This is a genomic window from Mobiluncus mulieris ATCC 35243 (genome assembly GCF_000160615.1).
Lineage (GTDB): Bacteria > Actinomycetota > Actinomycetes > Actinomycetales > Actinomycetaceae > Mobiluncus > Mobiluncus mulieris.
Genome location: NZ_GG668520.1, coordinates 398,456 through 417,007 on the forward strand (window position 1 = coordinate 398,456; position 18,552 = coordinate 417,007).

At 56.4% G+C, this 18,552-nt stretch carries 17 protein-coding genes; 2 read left to right on the plus strand and 15 right to left on the minus strand.

Annotated elements, in window-relative coordinates:
- Positions 1-49: 49 nt before the first annotated feature.
- Both HMPREF0577_RS09615 and HMPREF0577_RS09620 read right to left on the minus strand, forming a co-directional pair.
- Positions 50-1,891 (minus strand): phosphoenolpyruvate carboxykinase (GTP), encoded by a 1,842-nt coding sequence (locus HMPREF0577_RS09615; protein ID WP_004013685.1) that lies wholly within the window; start codon positions 1,889-1,891, stop codon positions 50-52.
- 356 nt (positions 1,892-2,247) lie between these two features.
- Entirely contained in the window at positions 2,248-3,534 is a 1,287-nt protein-coding gene (locus HMPREF0577_RS09620) for an adenylosuccinate synthase (protein WP_004013688.1), read from the minus strand.
- Between the two features lie 194 nt (positions 3,535-3,728).
- Here HMPREF0577_RS09620 and HMPREF0577_RS09625 point away from each other — a divergent pair, with 194 nt between their 5' ends.
- Positions 3,729-3,896, plus strand: coding sequence for a hypothetical protein (locus tag HMPREF0577_RS09625; protein WP_050750041.1), 168 nt, complete (start codon positions 3,729-3,731; stop codon positions 3,894-3,896).
- 38 nt (positions 3,897-3,934) lie between these two features.
- On the opposite strand, the gene HMPREF0577_RS09630 is transcribed toward HMPREF0577_RS09625, so the two are convergent.
- The 9 genes from HMPREF0577_RS09630 to HMPREF0577_RS09670 all read right to left on the minus strand — a co-directional run bounded on the left by HMPREF0577_RS09630 (position 3,935) and on the right by HMPREF0577_RS09670 (position 12,184).
- A complete protein-coding gene (locus HMPREF0577_RS09630) occupies positions 3,935-5,326 on the minus strand; it encodes a PhoH family protein (RefSeq protein WP_004013690.1) in 1,392 nt (463 codons plus the stop codon).
- A 65-nt stretch (positions 5,327-5,391) separates the two neighbouring features.
- Positions 5,392-5,880 carry a hypothetical protein gene (locus HMPREF0577_RS09635; protein ID WP_004013691.1) on the minus strand — a complete coding sequence of 163 codons (489 nt, stop codon included), beginning with the start codon at positions 5,878-5,880 and terminating at the stop codon, positions 5,392-5,394.
- Complete coding sequence (locus tag HMPREF0577_RS09640; protein WP_004013692.1) at positions 5,877-6,236, minus strand: response regulator; 360 nt, start codon at positions 6,234-6,236, stop codon at positions 5,877-5,879. Before HMPREF0577_RS09640 ends, HMPREF0577_RS09635 begins: the two co-directional genes overlap by 4 nt.
- Positions 6,237-6,248: 12 nt before the next feature.
- The gene (locus HMPREF0577_RS09645; protein ID WP_004013693.1) at positions 6,249-6,710 is read right to left on the minus strand and encodes a chemotaxis protein CheX; all 462 of its coding nucleotides are present in this window, start codon (positions 6,708-6,710) and stop codon (positions 6,249-6,251) included.
- Positions 6,711-6,825: 115 nt separating this feature from the next.
- Positions 6,826-7,200, minus strand: a complete 375-nt coding sequence (locus HMPREF0577_RS09650) for a response regulator (protein WP_004013694.1) — start codon at positions 7,198-7,200, stop codon at positions 6,826-6,828.
- Positions 7,197-8,021, minus strand: coding sequence for a CheR family methyltransferase (locus tag HMPREF0577_RS09655; protein ID WP_004013695.1), 825 nt, complete (start codon positions 8,019-8,021; stop codon positions 7,197-7,199). Before HMPREF0577_RS09655 ends, HMPREF0577_RS09650 begins: the two co-directional genes overlap by 4 nt.
- Entirely contained in the window at positions 8,018-9,145 is a 1,128-nt protein-coding gene (locus HMPREF0577_RS09660) for a protein-glutamate methylesterase/protein-glutamine glutaminase (RefSeq protein WP_004013696.1), read from the minus strand. Before HMPREF0577_RS09660 ends, HMPREF0577_RS09655 begins: the two co-directional genes overlap by 4 nt.
- A 135-nt stretch (positions 9,146-9,280) precedes the next feature.
- Positions 9,281-9,745 carry a chemotaxis protein CheW gene (locus HMPREF0577_RS09665; RefSeq protein WP_004013697.1) on the minus strand — a complete coding sequence of 155 codons (465 nt, stop codon included), beginning with the start codon at positions 9,743-9,745 and terminating at the stop codon, positions 9,281-9,283.
- Positions 9,746-9,751: 6 nt separating this feature from the next.
- Positions 9,752-12,184, minus strand: a complete 2,433-nt coding sequence (locus HMPREF0577_RS09670; protein ID WP_004013698.1) for a chemotaxis protein CheW — start codon at positions 12,182-12,184, stop codon at positions 9,752-9,754.
- 262 nt (positions 12,185-12,446) lie between these two features.
- Between HMPREF0577_RS09670 and csrA the strand changes: the two genes are divergently transcribed.
- Positions 12,447-12,938 carry a carbon storage regulator CsrA gene (csrA, locus tag HMPREF0577_RS09675; protein WP_036342831.1) on the plus strand — a complete coding sequence of 164 codons (492 nt, stop codon included), beginning with the start codon at positions 12,447-12,449 and terminating at the stop codon, positions 12,936-12,938.
- 263 nt (positions 12,939-13,201) lie between these two features.
- On the opposite strand, the gene fliW is transcribed toward csrA, so the two are convergent.
- The 4 genes from fliW to HMPREF0577_RS09695 all read right to left on the minus strand — a co-directional run bounded on the left by fliW (position 13,202) and on the right by HMPREF0577_RS09695 (position 18,474).
- Entirely contained in the window at positions 13,202-13,648 is a 447-nt protein-coding gene (fliW, locus tag HMPREF0577_RS09680) for a flagellar assembly protein FliW (protein ID WP_004013701.1), read from the minus strand.
- Positions 13,649-13,676: 28 nt separating this feature from the next.
- Positions 13,677-14,687: a flagellin N-terminal helical domain-containing protein gene (locus tag HMPREF0577_RS09685; protein ID WP_004014113.1), complete on the minus strand. Its 1,011-nt coding sequence runs from the start codon at positions 14,685-14,687 to the stop codon at positions 13,677-13,679.
- A gap of 5 nt (positions 14,688-14,692) precedes the next feature.
- Positions 14,693-17,797 carry a FlgK family flagellar hook-associated protein gene (locus HMPREF0577_RS09690; RefSeq protein WP_004013703.1) on the minus strand — a complete coding sequence of 1,035 codons (3,105 nt, stop codon included), beginning with the start codon at positions 17,795-17,797 and terminating at the stop codon, positions 14,693-14,695.
- Between the two features lie 194 nt (positions 17,798-17,991).
- Entirely contained in the window at positions 17,992-18,474 is a 483-nt protein-coding gene (locus HMPREF0577_RS09695; protein ID WP_004013704.1) for a flagellar protein FlgN, read from the minus strand.
- Positions 18,475-18,552 lie beyond the last annotated feature (78 nt).

Here is an 18,552-nt window from a genome sequence, read left to right on the forward strand (position 1 = left end):
TGAACCCCACACCGATTCAACTAATAAGGTGACCTATGCGGGGAAACCCTCACAGCGCGGCGTTAAGCCGGTCACGCAAGGCCTGCAGTTCGTCCTTCAAGGCCTGGGGCAACTTGTCGCCGAACTTCGCGAAGTAAGCCTCGGTATCCTTGGTTTCCTCCAACAGAGCCTTGGGGTCAATCGCGAACAACTTGTCCCAAGTAGCGCGATCCAAATCAATCCCCTCGGTGTTGAAGTCCTCGAACTTCGGGTACAGTCCGGTTGGTCCTTCAATCGCGTCGACCTGGCCGGAAACACGCTTTACAATCCAGTCCAGGACGCGGGAGTTCTCGCCGTAACCGGGCCACAGGAAGTTGCCGTCCTCGTCCTTGCGGAACCAGTTGACCTGGTAGACGCGCGGGAACTTGTCGCCCAACTTCTGTTGCATCTCCAGCCAGTGACCCCAGTAGTCGGCCATGTTGTAACCGCAGAACGGCAGCATCGCGAAGGGGTCGTGACGCAAGGAACCAGCCTTGACGTCGGTGGCGGCGGCGGTGACCTCAGAGGACACATTGGAACCGATGAACACGCCGTGAGCCGGGGTGTACTGTTCCGCAACCAGCGGGATGTTGGTGGCGCGGCGGCCGCCAAAGAGTACCGCGTCAATCGGCACGCCTTGCGGGGCTTCCCAGTCGGGGCAGATAATCGGGCACTGCTTGGCCGGGGCAGTGAAACGGCTGTTCGGGTGAGCGGCCTTTTCACCGGAGGCCGGAGTCCAATCCTGACCCTTCCAGTCAATCAGGTGTTCCGGAGCCTCGGTGTCGCAACCTTCCCACCACACGTCACCGTCATCGGTCAAAGCCACGTTGGTAAAGATGGTGTTTTCCTTCATGGCTTCCATAGCCATCGGGTTGGTCTTGTGGGAGGTTCCGGGAGCCACGCCAAAGAAGCCGGCTTCGGGGTTGATGGCATAGAGGCGACCATCCGGGCCGGGACGCATCCAGGCGATATCGTCGCCCACGGTCTCGACCTTGTAACCCTTGATGGTGGGCTGCAACATTGCCAGGTTGGTCTTGCCGCAGGCGCTGGGGAAAGCAGCGGTCACGTGGTACTGCTTGCCGGTTTTTTCGTCGGTCAGGCGCAGAATCAGCATGTGCTCGGCCATCCAGCCGTCGCGCCGACCCATGGTCGAAGCGATACGCAGCGCGTAGCACTTCTTGCCCAGCAGGGCGTTCCCGCCGTAACCGGAACCGTAGGACCAAATCTCGTTGGTCTCGGGGAAGTGAGTGATGTACTTTTCGTCATTGCAAGGCCACGCCACGTCTTTCTGGCCGGGCTCCAGCGGAGCGCCCACGGAGTGAACGGCCGGTACCCACGGCTTGCCTTCTTTAATCAAGTCGAGCGCGCCCGCGCCCATGCGGGTCATGATGCGCATATTGCACACCACGTAGGGGGAGTCAGTCAGCTCGATACCCAGCTGGGAAATCGGGCCGCCCAGCGGTCCCATCGAGAAGGGCACCACGTACATGGTGCGACCCTTCATTGCACCCTGGAATACGCCTTTGGAGCCAGTCAGGGTTTCCTTCATTTCGGCCGGTGCCACCCAGTGGTTGGTCGGACCGGCATCTTCTTCCTTTTCGCAGCAGATAAAGGTGCGGGATTCGACGCGCGCCACGTCGGACGGCAGCGAGCGCGCCAGGAAACAGTTTGGCCGCTTTTCGGGGTTCAACCGGGTTAGCATCCCGGTTTCCACCATCATGCTGGTCAGGCGATCCCACTCGGCCTGCGATCCGTCGGAAAATTCAACCTTTTCCGGCTTTGTCATTTCAGCTACTTTGGTGACCCACTTGATTACTTCCTCAGGTGCGTTGGCCGGGGCGGCATTGCGCACATCGGTTTCGGTTACAGCCATGAAATCCTCCTTATTGAGTATGGTTTTACACGCTGAATTATCCCCTGATATCACGGGAATTTTTGGGGGCCTTGGTCCCTAAAATTGCAGGTCGCGTGGGGTATAATTCTCATGACGGTTTTTCGGGTTTTCTTCCGTTTTTCGGTGGGGTTTTCCCCAGGTTCATGAGGTGCCAGCTCGGGCGGCGAACACACTTTCAGGTATCCACCCCTTTCCAGGTTCATAATCCCAGTTCAACCCCAGTTCAGGGCGTTATCTTGATGTCGAGATACCCGAATCCTACAGACATTCGCCGAGAACTCAAATGGCACCTCGTGAATCCGCCCGTGGAAACCCGAGGCGCGAACCGGCACAGATTAAACCAACTTGTGGCGCACAATCGCGTTTTCACGCGAAGCCCCAGTGCCGATTACGGAAATCCGACAACCAACCTGTTCCTCTAGGTATTCCACGTAGCGCTGGGCGGCGGCCGGGAGTTTATGCCAGTCGCGTACGCCTTCGATATTGGCGCCTTTCCAACCTTCGATTTCCTCGTATATCGGGCGGGCGGCCGCGAAATCTTGCGAGTAATCGGGCATCTGGTCGGTTCGGCCGCTGGGAGTTTCATACCCGACACACACGGGAATCCGGTCAAAGTAGCTTAAAATATCCAGTTTCGTCATCACCAAATCGGTCAAACCGTTGACCCGCACTGCATAGCGCCCCACGACGGTGTCGAACCAGCCGGTGCGGCGCGCCCGTCCGGTGGTCGCCCCGAATTCCCCGCCGAGCTGGCGCAGTTTCTCGCCGACTTCCCCGGTCAACTCGGTAGGAAAGGGACCTTCGCCGACGCGCGTGGTATAGGCCTTCATCACGCCCACCACCCGGTCGATGCGGGTCGGTCCAACTCCACTTCCGGTACATGCCCCGCCGGCGGTGCAGTTCGAAGAAGTCACATACGGATACGTCCCGTGGTCGATATCCAGCATGGTGGCCTGCCCGCCTTCAAACAACACCACGCGCCCTTCATCCAGGGCATTATTCAATATCAGCGAGGTATTGACCACGTGGGGACGCAGGCGTTCACTGAACTGGAGCAATTCCTCGGTGACCTGAACCGGGTCGGGGGGATCGAGCCGATAGACATCCTTGATAATCGGGTTCTTCAGTCTGGCGATTTCGGTGACTTTCTCGCCCAGTGCCTCGGGGTCGAACAGGTCTTGCACCTGGAGCCCGGTGCGATACATTTTCTCGGCATAGGTAGGGCCAATCCCGCGCTTGGTGGTGCCAATCGCCTTGTCGCCACGCAGAATCTCGCTGCCTTCGTCGACACACAGCGAATACGGGGTCACCAGATGTGCCCGCGACGACACCAACAGTCGGTGGCAGGATACCCCGCGCATCTCGAGTTCTTCAATCTCACTGAACAGGACTTTCAGGTCTATAACCGTGCCGTTTCCGATAACCGGGTTGACGCGCGGGGATAATATTCCGGTGGGAATCAAATGCAGTGCGAATTTTTCCCCGTTGACCACCACAGTGTGTCCCGCATTATTTCCACCGTTGTATTTCACCGAGAAATCGACGTGTTGGGACAGCTGATCAGTGGCTTTACCTTTTCCTTCGTCGCCCCATTGGGCGCCTAAAACTACTACCGCGGGCATGACTTTCCTTGCTTTAAACTTAACGGTTTACCCCCCAAGTCTAGCAAAGTTGAACTGCGTATTTAGATCGAGTCGCCGAGTCTGTGGATTTTAATCACAAAGATATTGTTAATAGTTTTTTACTTATAGGGAATTTTTAGGAATTTCGAGTGTTGCAACCAGGTTTTCTTGGCATAGATGTTAACTTAAAATCCGTGCGAGACTTTGAATACCCCCAAAACATGCCTTTTTCTCCCGAGGCACAGTCCCTGTTAATGCGTGCGGCAATCGCTGCCGGTGCCGCCGCGAAGCGCCTGTCCGACGAACGCGGCGTATTTCACCTAACACCTTCTGAATGGGCCGAACTCGAGTCTGCCCGCTAGTTGGTTGCGTTTTCATGAGGTGCCATTTGAAATACGACCTAATAGTCCAGCAAATTCGTGACCAAATCCGCAATCGCGGATCGCTCCGACCGCACCAAAGTGGTATGCGAAAACAGGGCGGAGCCCTTTAAATCCTCTATCACCGCCGCGATTCCATCAAAGCGTCCTACCCGCAGGTTGTCCCGCTGGGACACGTCGTGGGTCAACACGATTTTAGCGTTTTGCCCCATGCGGGACAGCACCGTCAGTAATACGTTGCGCTCCAAGGATTGTGCTTCGTCGACTATCACAAAGGCATCATGCAGCGACCGGCCGCGGATGTGCGTCAAGGGCAAAACCTCCAGCAAGCCCCTCGTGACCACTTCCTCCATAACTTCGGGGGACACAATCGAGGATAGCGTGTCAAAAACGGCTTGGCTCCACGGATCCATCTTGTCTTCGCCGGAACCCGGCAGGTACCCCAAGGTTTGCCCGCCCACGGCGTAAATTGGGCGAAACACCAGTACTTTGCGGTGTTCACGCCGTTCCACCACCGCATCCAGTCCGGCGGCCAGCGCCAAGGCTGACTTGCCGGTGCCGGCACGACCCCCCAGCGACACGATGCCGATTTCCGGGTTAATCAGGTGGTCTATGGCGATGCGCTGTTCGGCGGATCGCCCTTTGACTCCGAACAATTCCCGGTCGGTGCGCACCACATGCAGCAGCCCGTCCGAGCCCAGCGTGGCCAGGGCGGACCCGCGTTGGGATGTCAATATCACCCCGGTGTGAACGGGCTGTTCGCCCAGTTGGGGGGCGGCTTCCCCCGGGTATGCGTCTTGGTCGAGGGATTCGACGGGGGCGCTGTCGTCGCCAGCACCTTCGACCGGGGGGTGAATCAGCACGACGGATTCGGGGCTGGCCGTGCCGTCCCGATAGAGCTTGGCCATGTCTGTTTCGCTCATTTCCCCGTAAACCACGCCCTGGTATACGTCGGGGGCGGTGTGTGGCCTGCCGCGATAATCCTCGGTGTTTAAGCCAATGGAAGAGGCCTTGATGCGCATCGGCAGGTCTTTGGTCACCAGGGTTACCTGTACGTGGTTGGCGGCCAGATGCGCCGCGACAGCCAGGATTTTGGTGTCATTGTCCCCCAGCCGCATCCCACTGGGCAAGACGGTGTCTTCAGTCATCCCCAGTTCGACACGCAGAGTGCCGCCGCGTGAGCCCACGGGGATGCTTTGGTCGAGCCGCCCCGAGGTCACGCGCAGTTCGTCTAATACGTGCAGGGCTTTGCGCGCAAAATATCCCAGTTCAGGGTGGTGGCGTTTGCCTTCCAGTTCGGTGATAACCACGACGGGCAGCACGACTTGGTGTTCGTCGAAGCGCGTCATCGCGCGAGGGTCGGACAGCAGGACAGAGGTATCTAAAACATAGATTTTCGCATCATGAGCCATGCTATTAATCTATACCCTCGCTACATGTTATTGTGGGGAATTGCGCCTAAAGCAACCCGGTGGAATTAGTTAAAGCACATTACCCCGAAGCGTCCCTTGCCGTAGCCCTCGATGTCCAGAATCGAATCGCGGCGCTCCACATAGGATGTCACCATCTTGTATTCATTGGCGGGCAGCTCTTCGCCGGGGGTGTACATCAGACCGATGGACACATGCGGGGCACCCTCCTTGTTGAACAGGGAAGAAAACACGTTCAATACTTCATACACGTTTTCGATGTAGTTGTCGTCCAAGCACCCATTGTTAATACAATCCTGGGCTCCGGCGGCGGGAATCAGCTGCAGTGCCGCCCCGGCGTAAGCGCACAAATCCAAGTCCATAATGCAGGCCGCACAAATCGCCCCCATGGCGTCGTTGAAGAAGGCTACGCAGCATCCGAATTCTTCGTCAGGTTTCAGAATCTCGTAGTCGGGCGAGACCTCTACGGTTCGTCCCAACAGCATTTCGTACAAGTCGCGGACTTCTTTCGCGGTGGGTAGTGGGGTGGCACTCATCGGTTAAACGCTCCTAATATTTGTTTGAAGGTGGCGGCATCGAAGGGTTTTTGAATCAGGAAGTTCGCGCCCGCCTGTTGCGCGATTTCCCGCATTTGCGGTGATCCTTCGGAAGTCACGAAGCCTACCGGGATTTTGGATCCAGAGGCTCGCAGCTGTTGAAGCATCTCGATGCCGAGCATATTCGGCATGTTCCAGTCGGAAAGCACCAGGTCGGGGGCTTCGTTCAGCGCCAGCTGCAAGGCCTGGGCGCCGTCCTCGGCCTCCATTACTTCCCAGTCGAAACCGGCTTGACGCAGCGTACGCACCACAATCTGGCGCATAACACGCGAATCATCTGCTACTACAATACGCATATTCCCCTCCCGTTAATCCTGCGGTTCCAAAGCAAGGTCACTTATCGAGACTACCAGGAATTTTCCTCTCCAGTTAAGAGTCAGCGACGCTAACGGAGATTCCGATACCCACGGTTTGTCCAACGAGACCTGCGGTATCGTCAAATTGCCGGTGTCTTCTATAACGGATTTTAGGTTACCACCAATCACATTGGCTATTTCTCCGAATGCGTCGTGGATGTCATCTTGAGTCACCGGATCTTCGGATCCAATGGTGTACATCGCGCGGGTCAGTTCCTCGGAAGTGGCCTTTTCCATTGATATCAAGGCGCGAATCCTTTGGTTGCCGTTCGAATCGACCCAGGAATAAATCGGGTGCTTGAATTCTTCAATATCCCCTTCCCACTCGAAGACGGTGTCGGGCATCTTGTCAATCAGAGCGTAAAACAGCTCGGTGGCAATCATAGAGACTGCCTGGCTTATCTGGTCTTGCATAGCGTTTCCTTCACGTTCCGTTTCCTTTGGTCACTTTTTTGGGTTTAGGGAAGTCCGTTTTGGTTTTTCGTTCGGGTTCATGAGTGGCACCTCGTGAACCCGGCTAAAACGCACGTCAGGAACCCAATCCTAACAACAAGAGTTTCTCGCTGATGGCTTCCTGGGTGAAAGGCTTAATCAGGTACTCGTGGGCACCCGCCGCTAAGGCACGCACAATCTGGGAGTGTTCTGACTCGGTGGTCACCATCATCAGGGTAATATTGCGCAGATTTTTTTCCGCCCGAATATTCACCACCAGTTCCAATCCGTTCATAACCGGCATATTCCAGTCGATAGTGGCCAAATCGACCTTGCCTGATTCCGGGTTCTTTAGCAAATCCAGGGCTTCCTCCCCGTCGGCGGCTTCGAGAATTTCGAAGCCTTCTTTACGCAGGATTCCCCCGATAATTTTGCGCATTGCGCGGGAATCATCCACCACTAGTGCCTTCATTTTGCGCCTCCTTTTAGGCGATAAACTGCGCCTTTCGTCAACGTGATACGCTCCCAAACCGGATCCATGCCCATAGTGGTTTCAGCCGCCCCCAGGAACAGGTAGCCACCGGGTGCCATGGTGTTCGCCACGCGACGCAGTACTGCTCTTTTGGTATCTAGGTCGAAATAAATCAAGACATTGCGAATAAACACGATGTGGAACGGTCCGCCTTTGGGCGGGGTGGACATCAGATTGTGCTCTATAAAGTTGATTTTTTGCCGCAGTTTCGGGCTGATAGTCCAGTTGGCGCCTTCGCGTTGGAAATAACGCACCAGCATCGGGGCGGGCAGACCCCGGTTGACCTCTAGTTGGGTGTAAAAGCCTTGTTTCGCTTTGGTTAGAACCGCCCGAGACAGGTCAGTGGCCACAATCGAGAACTGGGGCGGATTGGGCAAATCCAGTATCGACATGGCGATGGAATAAGGTTCCTGGCCGGTAGAGCAGGCCGCCGACCAAATCGAGATATTCGAGTGCCCGTTTTGTTGCAATTGTGGAATAACCGATTCGGTTAAGCCTTTGAAAGGGGTGACATCACGGAAAAACGAGGTTTCGTTAGTGGTCAGAGCTTCGGCGATGTCTTGTAGGTCGCCGGGTTTGCGTGTGGCGATAACGGTTTGAATCCACTTGTCCACAGCAGTGGCACCGTCGAAACCGGCTTGGCGTGCCAGTGGAATCAACCGGGATTCCACCAGGTATTCCTTGCCCGCAGGAAGCTGGATGGCGCTGCGTTGCTTCACCAGTCCTGCGACGTAATCGAAAGTTTGTCTGGTAAGACTCATCGTTTCTCCTGTGGAGAGTAGGTTTGCACGTGGCGCATGATTTCGCTGGAGATTTGGTCGAGCGGCAGGATTTGGTCGGCAAAACCCCCGGTGGCTACCGCCCCGGGCATACCCCATACTACCGAGGACTGTTCGTCTTGCACTAGGGTGCGTCCCCCGGCTTCTAAGATTTGTTTGCATCCGACTTTGCCGTCTTGTCCCATGCCGGTCAGCACGACGCCCAGCATTTCACCGCCATACATTTTAACGGCTGACTCGAACATGACATCCACACTGGGGCGACAGAAGTTCACCGGTGGGGTTTGAGTCAGTTTGATGCGGGGTGCCCCGGCGTTGCCCGCAAAAGTCATGTGATAATTGCCGGCTGCGAGGTAAATATGTCCGGGAGCCAGCATCATGCCTTCGCGTGCTTCCTGAACCACGGCGGAGGTCATCCGATCGAGGCGTACCGCCAACTGTGTGGTGAATACGGGGGGCATGTGTTGGGTAATCACCAGGGGTACCGGCAGAGGTTTGAGTGTGGAAATCACCTTGGACAGTGCCTCGGGACCGCCGGTAGAGGATCCCAGCACGACAATCCGGATGGGCTTGTCGGGCATCCCGGTGCGGTCGTGGGTTTTCACGGGTCCGGCGAAAATCGCGGGAACTGAAGAGATTTTCGCCCGTGCTTCGGAGGACATAGTGCTAGAGCCGCCCAGACCGGTGGCGCGAGCCTTGCCGGGCAGCAGCCCGACGATAATCGGTACCAGTTCGTCGCGGATTGCCTGCATGGACTGTTGGACGGAACCTTGGTTGGCGGGCTTGGTCACATAGTCGGTGGCGCCGGCCGAGAGTGCCTCCAGGGTGGCGGTGGCGCCACGCTGGGTCAGGGTTGAGAACATGATAATGGGGTCTTTACACCCCATTTTGCGCAGTTCTCGAACCGCTTCAATCCCGTTCATCTGGGGCATCTCAATGTCCATGGTGATGGCATCGGGTCTGAGTTGCTTCCATTTTATGAGTGCTAGTTTGCCGTTGGGAGCGGTGCCCACTACATCGATGCTGGGATCAGCGTTTAGTGCGTCGGTGACGATTTTGCGCACCACCACTGAATCGTCTACCACCAGGACTTTGATGCCTGACATAATTTGTTCTCCTTGAACTGGGTTGCATATGCAAGCCTATCGATTTTTGCAACCGCCTGCGCGGCGAGTCACGGCCTAAAGCAAGTTTGGGGTGGCCTGTGCCCACCCCAAACTTGCTTTAGGAATCACAGTGTATTATACCACAGTAGTTTCCTTGGCTTTTTCAAGGCCGCGCGCGTCTTGCCCGATGGCCACGACGCGCTCTACGTCCAGCACTAACAGCAGGTCGTCGGACAGCTTATAGGCACCCAGAATCAACTCGCGCATCTCTTGGGACAGGGTATCCGGCGGAGCCTCGAAGTCGCCTTCGTCGACTTCACGCACATCCCCGATGGAGTCCACCATCAGAGACAGGGTTTCCCCATCCAGCACCACTACCACCATCATAGTGGTTTCCTCGTTGCCCCGCGGTGGCAGCATCAGTTGTTTGCGCAGGTCAATCAGGGTGGCTATCTGGCCACGCAGATTCACCAGTCCGGTGATGGCCTCGGGGGATAGCGGCACATTCGTGATGTCTTCGCCGCGCAGAATCTCGGTGACTTTATTCACCTCGATTCCGTACAGAGCCCCATCAAGCCTAAAGGTTACATACTGTGTCATCAGCTATCACGCCCCTACCATATCGAGCCGGGAACCCAGTTCGAGTTCCGTGTTGAAATCGTCGATTTCGTCAAAGAAGGTCGGGTCGGCGGCGCGCACCGCTTGCTCCACGTCCAGCAACTCGGTGACGCGGTCTTTCAACACCGCAGAACCCAATAGGCCGTGATCTTCCACGGTGGAGTGTTTGCGCTTGTCGTCTGAGACAATGTCCAGAATTTCGCGTACCACCATCGCCACGGAACGATCGCCACGGTTGTACACCACGACTTGCAAGTCCTTGGGTTCTTCGTAGTCCATAACCCCGAGCAGCCGGTCGAGGCGCACAATCGGCAGAATCTGGCCGCGGTATTGGATAACCTCGCGGCCACCCACCCGCTCGACCTTTTCCGCGTTGACGTGTTCCAGACGGGTAACAGCAGCCAAGGGAATCGCCACGCGACGCCCATCGCCGATGCCCACCACCAGGGCTTGGCCGATAACATCCGAGGCTCGAGCCTGGGCGGCTTCGGCGGCAGCCTGGGCTTTCTGGGCAGCCTGGGTCGAGGCGCCGGTCAAGGAACGTCGTGCCACCGCCCCGATATCCAGAATCAAGGCCACGCGTCCGTCACCCAGCAGGGTCGCCCCGGCGTACAGCCCAATGGACTTTAGCTTGGAAGACAGCGGTTTGACCACGATTTCTTCGTTGTTGATAACCTTGTCTACCACTAGGCCGAAGCGCTGGTCGTCGTTTTGCAGCACCGCGATAACTCCATTGGCTTCCTCGTCGCGCCGCTCGGTTTCCTCGGGGTGTAACACGTGGCTCAGGCGAATCAGGGGCAGCAACATGCCACGCAAACGATACACCGGGGAAGCATTGACGTATTCCATCGAGGTTTCTTTGCGCGAGGAATCCAAGGCCACCAGTTCCAGCAGTGAAACTTGCGGGATGGCATAGAGTTCCCCGTGGGATTCCACGGTCAGCGAGGGCTGAATCGCCAGGGTCAGGGGGATGCGCATCCGCCAGGTGGAGCCGTGCCCCAGTTCGGATTCCACATCCACCGTGCCGCCGATGGCTTCCACCGAGGTTTTCACTACGTCGGTGCCAACCCCGCGTCCGGAAATATTGGATACCTTTTTGGCGGTAGAGAACCCGGGCAGGAACAGCATATTAAAGATATCTTTATCACTCATGTCCTGCAGCTGTGCCGAGGTAACCAAGCCCTTGTCCAAGGCCTTGTTCGCGACCGCCACCGGGTCAATACCGGCACCGTCGTCGATAATGTCGACGACGACCTGGCCACCCGCGTGGTAGGCCTTCATGGTGACGATGCCTTCCGGATCCTTACCAGCGGCTTTGCGTTCCTCGGGGCTTTCTACGCCGTGGTCCACCGCGTTGCGTACCATGTGGGTCAAGGGATCCTTGATGGCCTCCAGCAGGGAGCGATCCAGTTCGGTGTCCCCACCAATCATGACCAGTTTGACCTTCTTGCCGGTTTGTTTCGCCAGGTCGCGCACCACGCGCGGCATCTTGGACCACAGGTGTTCGATGGGCTGCATGCGGGTCTTCATAATGCCCTCTTGCAGTTCGGTGGCGACAATCGACAGTCGCTGGGAGGATTGCACCAGGTTCATATCCGACATATTGTCGGTTTGCCGCACGATTTGGTTGCGCACCAACACCAGTTCAGAGACTTCGCGCATCAGCACGTCGAGCAGGTCTACGTCGACGCGAATCGAGGATTCAGCTGCCGAGCGTCCGTGGTCGCTGGTGGGGTGGTCGGCGGATTTGGTGTCTTTCTTGGAGTTGGCCGCTGCGACTGCCGCGCCGGCGGATTGGGTTGGCTTGGCGGGGGCGGGTTCGGGTTTCGTTTCGGCTTGTGCTGCGGGGGCTTCGGCGCCCATCGAGGTTTGGCCTTTTTCGTCGGGTACGTTGGTCATGAATGGTACTTCGGTGGGTTCACCCATCGAAGTTTCGCCTTTTTCGTCGGGCACGTTGGTCATGAATGGTACTTCGGCGGGGGTTTCCTCGGTTTCATGAGGTGCTTGCTCGGCGGCGGGCTTCGCTGCGGATTCAGTCTTGCCTTGGATGGCTTCAATCTGGGCAATGACGGAATCGATGTCTACATCGCCTTCCTGGCCGGTTTCTTCCACGGATCCCATGATGGCGCGAATGCGATCGACCATGGATAGCAGCACATCGGCGGTTTCTTGATCCATTTCGCGCACGCCGTCGCGCAGTTCGGAAAGCAGGTTTTCACCGCGGTGAGCCAGCTTTTCGAGTCGGTTGAACGCCAGGAAGCCCGACGTCCCTTTAATTGTGTGTATGGTTCGGAAAATCGAGGACAGTAGTTCTTTGGAACCTGGCTCGGATTCGAGTGAAACCATGTCTTGTTCGAGTTGGTCGAGGTTCTCGTATGACTCGACCAGGAACTCGCGGACAATTTCATCCATTTCGCCCATAAAGCGACCTCCTGTACTAAGTGGTACCGATGGCACCGTCTACCGTGAATTATAGGGCAAATTTGCAATAAAAATAATCAAATTCAGTAATTTTTCAGCAAGTTCCCCGTATCTTTCCGGCTTCCTCTGTTTCCTGCCCATTCCGCTTCCTGGATTCGGTTCCTTCCGCGTGAGGGTAGAGTCTTGGGGAAACTCGCAGCGGTTTTCTCTCGGGGGTGGTCTAAGCATCACGTTTGACCGGTTTTCCGGTAAAGTGATAGGCGTGCTTGTTTTGAGTCGACGTATTGGGGAAAAGATTGTCATTGGTGACGGGATTGTTGTCACCGTCGTGGAGGTGCATCGTGATTCGGTTCGCCTGGGGGTCGATGCTCCACGTTCAGTACCGGTGAATCGCGCCGAATTGGTTAAGGCTGTTTCCGAGGAAAACGTGGCGGCGATGAGTATCGATGCGGCGGCTTTGACTTCGTTGCGAGGTATCAGACCTACTGCTGCCTCGCCGCTCGACTTGCGTAAACTCATCCAGAAATCAGCCCTGGCTCAGGGTGCCGCTGTCAGCGCGGATAGCCCCGGAAATCCTGGTTCTGCCGTGTCCCTCGGAGATCTTAGTTCCGCCGCGTCCGGTATCGCCGCTGGCGCGCCGACCCCGTCCGCTGCTCCTGGCTTATCGGCCGCGAAACCCGCCGCTGGCGCGCCGGGTTTCGCTATTCCGAAGCCGCGACCTATTCCTAAACCCCGCGACCCTCGCAAGCAATAGGGGACTCCTGCGGCTTCGCCGTTTAGGGGGTACTCCATTACGCGGCACTAACCCGGTTATATTTGGCAAGATTTTTTCACGGTCGGAATCTTTTCGCCGGTGAAATGGCTTGCATCAAGCAAGGAAATTCGTTCGTCTTCGAGAGCTTGAGCGGTGGTTCCTGTATAGTTGGCTTCCAGATGACTGAGCCTAACGCCAGTCGAAGTCAAAATTAGGCTGCTAGGGATTTTCGAAAAACTAACGGACGGCAAGCGAGAGCTGGACTATTTCGGGTCGCCGATAGGGGCTTGCAGCGGCCAATCTTGGTCTTCGAGCACGACCTGCAGCGCGCTCATGGTGTCGGGGTTGATTACCAGTGGCGCCAACAGATTCGCGGTATGCGGGTATGACCCGGTGGCGGGATGTACTATCACCAGGATGAACGGGTCGGCTCCCTCGGCTAGACCGATGCGCAGCCGCGCGGAGGAAGGAATAATCGGGCTGTATCCGTCAAAAAAAGCGATGGGCGGCACCGCAAAGAGTCGCACATTCGGATCCATCGTGGATCGCAAGGTCCACAGCACCCCGGTTTCATCCACGGCGCTGAGGCTGAAATCTAGGTGGGCTTCGAGCCCGGGCATGGGGGATACCATGCGGATTTTCAGGGTCGGGAAGTCTTCGTTGTCACCGGTTTCGGTGGGGGATTTGGGGTTCGGGTCGTTGTTGCTCATCGCTTCCTAGTCTAGCAAATTTGGGAATCTAGCGGAGGTAATCCAGCAGGCTGGGCTGGACTACGCGGCTGGTGGATCCCAGGGCGGCCTGGTAGGCCATGTGTGCCAGGGACATTTCGATGGTAGCGGCCTGGATATCCACGTCCTCGACACCAGAGATTTGGGTTTTCACGGCCTGGATGTCGCTCACGACATTATCCTGAGCTTCGAGCACCTGCTTGTGGCGCGCCCCCAGGTCAGACTGGTTGGTGTGCAACAGTTTTTCCCGGCGGGACAGCTCGCGCTGAATGGCCAGGATTTTTTCGCCCTTCTCTCCGCCCAAATCCCCGGTTTCCATGAGGCGCGCGGCTTCCACCAGCAGGTTCATCACCGAGGGATTGTTACCGTCGTCCACCTCGAAGGATGTGGGCAAGCCGGTTTCATCATCTATCGGGCCGGGAACATATTTGATGGTGCCGGTGCCGAAGAGTTTATTGCCATCTACGTTGGCCGGCAGGGTGGTGTAGGCATTAATACGCCGATCCACCGGCATGGCGGTGACATTGTCAGCCTCGGTTTGCATGAACTGCAAGTCCCCGTTGGCATCCTTGCCGGTTTTGAACACCACGCCCTTGTCGGAGTTACCGGCGAAGACGGTGCGTCCCAGATAGGTTTTATTGGCCTGGGTCATAATGGCCTGGGCGTTTTGCCGCAGGTCGGCCGCCAGGGCATGGAGGGATTCCTTGCCCATGGCACCGCTGACCGAGTTGATCAGCTTGGTTTTAGAGTGCAGATAGAGCTTCGAGACCGTGTCCATCGCGGAGTCGGCGGTTTGCATCCAGGACTGGGCATCGTCAATATTGCGCTTGTATTGCTCGGTGGCGGCCAGTTCCTTGCGCAGCCGCATCGAGGACACCGAGGAGGCCGGGTCGTCGGAGGCGAACTTCATGCGCTTGCCGGAAGCCATTTTTTCATTGGCGTCCGCCAGGCGCTGGAAGTTATTTTGCACATTGGCCAAGGTGTCATTGGCCATCATCGAAGTGGTTACACGGGTTATCATCGCTATCACCGACCTAGGTTAATCAGGGTTTCCAGCATCGAGTTCACAGTGCTGGTGATACGCGCCGCACCCGCATAGGCGTGCTGGCCACGAATCAGGTTCATTACTTCTTCATTCATATCCACGCTGGACTGGCTCTTTTGCTGCTGGTCGGCAATCCGGCGGGTTTGCTCCGCCAGGTTGTAGGAATCGCGCGCCCCAGAGGCGTGCACGCCCACATCCACCACGGATTTACCCCATTCGTTCAGGGTTGAGGTCGCGGAGTCCTGCTGGTTGCCAATCCGCAGCGCCACCGAGCCGTCATAGACCCCGTTCTTGTACACTCCGGCCGCAATCTTCATCGGGTCGTCAATCGCCACCCCGAGACGCAACGCCGGGGGGAGTTTATTGTCAGCCGCCGCAAAGGTAAAGAAATCCCCGCCGTCTTCTTTCTCATTGGTGAAAGTTACGGAACTACCCGGATAGAGCTTTTCTAGTTCACGCACCCTCTTTTGCACCGCGACATCGTATTCCGCATCCGAGCCGAAAATCTTACGTTCCAGCTTCATGTCTTTCAGCGAGAAGTCCTCGGTTGCGCCGCCGTGTTTCTTTTTTTCGACCGTAAGGCCGACCTCGTTGCGCCACTCGATTTTATTGTCAGGTGCTGAGGGATTGCCGGGTGCAGGAGCAGCGGCCGTGCTTTTTGTCTCAAATTTATCCTTGAGAATGGTGCCATTGAGATTATTCTTAAGAGTTTCTTCCAGTTGGTCAGCGACACCCTTAACTGGGGGATTCGCAGTAGCGTCACCTTCGATTCGCTTTTTAAACGCCTCTCCTGTTTCGCCTTTTTTAATGCTGACAGAAGCTTTCAAAGCGGGCTGTGAGGCTTTCGGGTCGAACTCCAACTGAACCACGGCTTTACCCAGCGGGTACTTCACGGATTTGACTTTCCAACCGGTGCCTTCCAGGGCTTTGTCGAGTTTAACCCGCTCCTGTTCCACGCGTTCTTTGTATTTGTCAACGGTTTCGGTCGCGTCAGTGGCAATCTCTATCGAGGTTTCTTTGAGTTTCAACCCAACCTCAACCGTGGCGCCCACCGGGGTGCCGCCATTATTCGGGGTTCCCTCTCCCGATTTCACTTCATACCCAGCACCGATGAGTGGGGAATTAGACAAATCCTTCCGCAAGGATTCCACCCGCAACTTGAAAGCATCATCAGACTCGCCTTCCTTCTGGGTGAGAGTGGCCAAATACTTAGGAGCAAGCTTTGGATTCGGAATGAATTCATCCTTTTTGCCAGGATCCGTTGAGCCCTTGACATAATTCGGGTTTTTCACCATCTCCGGTTCGTTACTAGTGTTCACGACCCTGAACGTGGTCGACTTCGTCACCAGGGACTTGGTGTTATTCGGCACCTCGCCCTCGGGCACAGTGACGAAGTTGCCTTTCGCGTCCTTAACCGGGTTTCCATCCTTGTCCCGCTTCAGATTGTTGGCGTGAATCAGGTTTACCTCTTTGGCGATATTCGCCGCAGCATCGTTGTAGAGTTTACCGGTTTCCGCCCAGCAGCCGCCGCGACCGATAGTGCCGGAGACTCCGGGAACCTCGGCTGGCTTCAGATTCTGTACCAACCCGCCGATGCGACCGTCCTCTATCGCCACATTGTGCCCGCCAACTGTCCAGGTCAAACGCACTGGGCCTTCATCGGAAATAAAGTCCCTATCCGAGAAATCCTTGCGTGTTTCCTTAATTACAGCGGTTTCCGGAGTGTGAGGCACGTCCTTATTGAATTTATCTTTGGTTTTTTCCTTCATGACTTTCTCTACGTCATAGAAAGCCACGTATTTCTTTCCGATAAGCTTAGAGTCAATTTTAGTGCCATCAGGATTTTTATCATCGGCTTTATAAACGCCCACGAAAGCCTGGTATTTCTGAATCTTATGCCCGTGGAATTCAAACTTGGCATTGGGCATGGCTTTTCTGATGGCGGCATTTTGGTTGGCTGTATCACTGATTATTTTAGCCTGTTCATCACTAAAGTGTTTCCGCAACACAGCTTCTGCAATGGCCTTCTTTTGCTGGGCGGCACCATTAATTTTACTAATAGCTCTGGCTTGCTCTGCGCTAAAATATTTCCGCAACTCCGCTTCCTGCTCATCCAATCGCTTACCCGCAATAGCATCTCCAATGGTGGTAATTTCATTCCCGATTCTGTCCGCCTCGTCATTCAGAACCTTGTTGTCCTGAAGTTCATTTTCCGCTTTTTGGTACACCTCGCGCGGCGCGGCATCAATCCCGGGCATGTCCCGCGAGCCGTCGACCTTAAAATGGTTCACGTAGTTCTTGCCGACCATCGAGTTTCCGGCCAGCATAATCTCTATCGAGCCGTCCTCGTAGCCCTTGCCAACCATGGAGGCGTTCGGGGCGTTTTCCGCCGTGTACACGCTGTACCCCTTGCGCACGGTGGCGCCGGTCAGCTCTGAGATATGCAAAGCCAGCTTGTCGCGCTCGTCAATCAGGTGGTTCACATTGGCGTGCATAGCGGTGCCTTTGCGAATCCGCTCGTTCAAAGCCAGCACGGAATCCATGGTGGTGTTCAAATCCGCGACCAAAGCGTCCAGTTCCGCGCGCCCGTTCTTCCACAGGTCGTTGATGTGGGTGTAACCGGTTTTGATTTGGTCGACCAAGGCGCGGGCGTTGCCAATCGCGGTGGCGCGCGCCCCCAGGTTATCCGAGGAATTATTCACGTCCCCCCAGGACTTGTAAAACTCGCGCATGGCGTTCGACAGGGATTTCTTGCCCAGTTCGTCCATAGAGGATTCGACGTTCTTCCACCCGCTGGTGATTTCCTTGGTAGAGGCCGCCCGTCCGGTTTCCATCCGCAGTTTCGCGTCTAAGAAAAAATCCCCCAGCCGGCGTTCCCCGGTAATCTCGACCCCGCCGCCTTGCGGCACGGAACCGGAAAAAATCGACGGTTCGGAACCAATCCCCAGGGCTTTTTGTTCCACGCGTTGGCGGGTATAGCCGGGGGTGTTTTGGTTGATGATGTTCTGCCCGGATACTTCAATCAGTCGTTGGGCAGCGTACAGACCGGTCAATCCAGCGTTCAGCGAGGAAAACGTCGAACCCATCGGAGTGTCCTTTCTCTTAGCCCGTGATATTCCTTTGAATCACAATGTTTCCTTGGTCACTCCGAACTATCGGCTCGTAGCCTGCAGATATGAGTTTTATTTCCGAATTGGCCTGACATTTCTGCCCGCGCGCCCGCTAGCCGCCCACTAGCCGCTCGCGTCACCTCGCGTCGCCCCAGCCCCGCCGTCAGCCTTCACAGCGCCTGGTCGATAAAGCTCGCCTGGCCTTCGGCATTTTTGACCGTCCCGTCGGCTCCGTAGGTTTCGCCCAGGCCTGGCACGCCCAGCAGGGTCTCTTGCACGGCACGTTGCAGGCTGTTGAGGGTTTCCTGGTTGGCTTGCGTGGTTTGCGCAATCTCGCTGGTCAGTTGCACCAGGGCTTCGCGGTGTTGGGTCAGCAGGGTCTGCCAGGGTTCTTCGGTGGCGGCGGCGATTTCTTTTAGGGAGGCATGAGGCGCCAGCCCCAGTTCCACGGCTACGGCTTCGGCTTCCACGGCTCGTTCTAATTCCAGGCCTTGGGCTTTGGCCACGGCGGCCTCTAGTTCTTTGGTGGCGCGTGGCAGGAACCGGGATGATCCCGTGGCGACAATCAGGCGCTCTTCTTCGAGTTTAAACAGCATCGATTCCAAAATCTCGCGCTGTTTCCACAGTTGGCGTGATAAAGCGTCCAGTGACACGGCCTCTCCTTTCTGGCGGCTGCTACCGGTTTATCTGACCCGGCTTACTCTAAAGTCTAGCGCGTCGCCCCGCTGTCG